Raw genomic sequence first — 2,039 nt, forward strand, 5'->3', positions numbered from 1 at the left:
GCGACCACGGCACCTCAATCAGCCGCGGCGGCGTAAGATCACTCGCCGCGCTTGATCCAGTCCTCAAGGGATGGAGCCTCAGCGGCGATCGACGTCGGCGCTCCGTGGCCGGGGAGGACGACGGTGGGAGCGGGCAGCTTGAACAGGACGTCCCTGATCGAGGCGATGATCGTCTCGAAGCTCGAATGTGAGCGTCCGGTCGCGCCAGGTCCGCCGTGGAAGAGCGTGTCTCCCGAGAACAGCACCGGTCCGACCGCGCGGCCGGCTCCGGCCGATGCCGGAATCGGCAGCCCGGTCTCGATGAAGAAGCACGTCGAGCCGGGGGAGTGGCCGGGGGTGTGCAGCGCTTTGAGCCGCACGCTGGCGACCGTCCAAGTCTGCCCGTCGGTGATCTCTTCGTCCGGACGGTAGGAATCGTAGGTCATGTCCCAGAGGATGTGATCGGCCGGATTGAGATAGACCGGAGGATTGCCAACACGGTGGGCGAAGTCTCGCACGACTCCCACATGGTCATCGTGGCCGTGGGTCAGCAGGATCGCTTTGACCTCACGGGAACCGACCTTCTCAGCGATGGCATTGACGTCATGTGCAGGATCGATGACGATGACCTCGGAGTCGTCCCCGATGAGCCAGACATTGTTGTCGACGTCCCAGGTTCCGCCGTCGAGCGAGAACGTACCGGACGTGACGAGGTGTTCAATTGCGGTCATCAGATCTCCACCACCGATCGCAGTACTTTTCCTTGACTCATCTTCTCGAACGCGGCCTCGACGTCGCCGATTCCGATGCGTTCGGAGACGAACTTTTCCAACGGCACGCGTCCCTGCTGATACAGGTCTACGAGCATCGGGAAGTCCCGCTCGGGCAGGCAGTCGCCGTACCACGAGGACTTCAGCCGGCCACCACGGCCGAAGACGTCGAGCAGCGGCACGCTGAGCTCCATCTCCGGAGTCGGCACGCCCACGAGCACAACAGTGCCCGCGAGGTCACGACCATAGAAGGCCTGTCGCCAGGTCTCCGGACGTCCGACCGCGTCGATGACGACGTCGGCGCCGAAGCCGCCGGTGAGTTCCTGGATGGCCTCGACGACCTCGTCCTCGCTCTTGCCGCGGGTGTTCACGGTCTGCGTGGCGCCGAGGTCCTTTGCCCAGTCGAGCTTCTTGTCGTCGATGTCGAGGGCGATGATCGTGCCCGCTCCGGCCAGAGCCGAACCAGCGACGGCAGCACATCCGACGCCGCCGCAGCCGATGACGGCTACGGTCTTGCCGCGGGTGACTTCGCCCGTGTTGATCGCAGCACCGATTCCGGCCATGATTCCGCAGCCGAGGAGCCCCACAACAGCGGGATCCGCTTCGGGGACCTTGGTGCACTGACCGGCAGCCACGAGTGTCTTCTCCGCGAAGGAGCCGATGCCCAGCGCGGCTTCGAGCTCGGTGCCGTCGGGCAGAGTCATCTTCTGCGAGGCGTTGTGAGTGTCGAAGCAGTACCAGGGCTCACCGCGTTTGCAGGCGCGGCATTCGCCGCAGATCGCACGCCAGTTGAGGATCACGAAGTCGCCGACCTCGACATCGGTCACGCCCTCACCGATCTCGGAGACGACGCCGGCCGATTCGTGGCCGAGCAGGAATGGGTAGTTGTCGCTGATCCCGCCCTCGCGGTAGTGGAAGTCCGTATGGCAGACGCCGCACGACTTCACATCGACGATGACTTCGCCGGGGCCAGGATCGGGAATGACGATGTCGGTCAGTTCGACCGGTGCGCCTTTACTCCGGGCGATGACGCCCTTGACGGTCTGTGGCATTGCGTCTCCTCGTGTTCTTCTCAGTCTGAGCGCGAGCCGCTGACGGTCGCGCCCAACGGAAACTCCGTACATCCCCACCCTAACCAGACCAGCCTCTCGCGACCAGCGCGCCCGGCTAGTGTACGGGCAGCGCAACCGGACAACCGCCTCGGCGAGGGCCTGCAGAACCACCTCGGCGAGGGTGGGAACGACGACGGGAACGACGACGGCCGGCGGCTCCACCGAAGTGGAACGCGCC

The 2,039-nt window shown here is 65.1% G+C and carries 2 protein-coding genes; both read right to left on the minus strand.

Annotation, left to right across the window (positions count from 1 at the left end):
- Positions 1 to 38: 38 nt before the first annotated feature.
- Positions 39 to 710: an MBL fold metallo-hydrolase gene (locus MPN20_RS17025; RefSeq protein ID WP_242784045.1), complete on the minus strand. Its 672-nt coding sequence runs from the start codon at positions 708 to 710 to the stop codon at positions 39 to 41.
- Positions 710 to 1,801 carry an S-(hydroxymethyl)mycothiol dehydrogenase gene (locus MPN20_RS17030; protein ID WP_242784046.1) on the minus strand — a complete coding sequence of 364 codons (1,092 nt, stop codon included), beginning with the start codon at positions 1,799 to 1,801 and terminating at the stop codon, positions 710 to 712. Before MPN20_RS17030 ends, MPN20_RS17025 begins: the two co-directional genes overlap by 1 nt.
- Positions 1,802 to 2,039: the final 238 nt, after the last annotated feature.

It is taken from the genome of Brevibacterium sp. ZH18, assembly GCF_022748595.1.
Lineage (GTDB): Bacteria > Actinomycetota > Actinomycetes > Actinomycetales > Brevibacteriaceae > Brevibacterium.

What these genes read in the sequence shown, in the direction of transcription:
- MPN20_RS17030 (WP_242784046.1), bottom strand. Translation starts at nt 1,801, where the DNA reads ATGCCACAGACCGTCAAGGGCGTCATCGCCCGGAGTAAAGGCGCACCG.
- MPN20_RS17025 (WP_242784045.1), bottom strand. Translation starts at nt 710, where the DNA reads ATGACCGCAATTGAACACCTCGTCACGTCCGGTACGTTCTCGCTCGAC.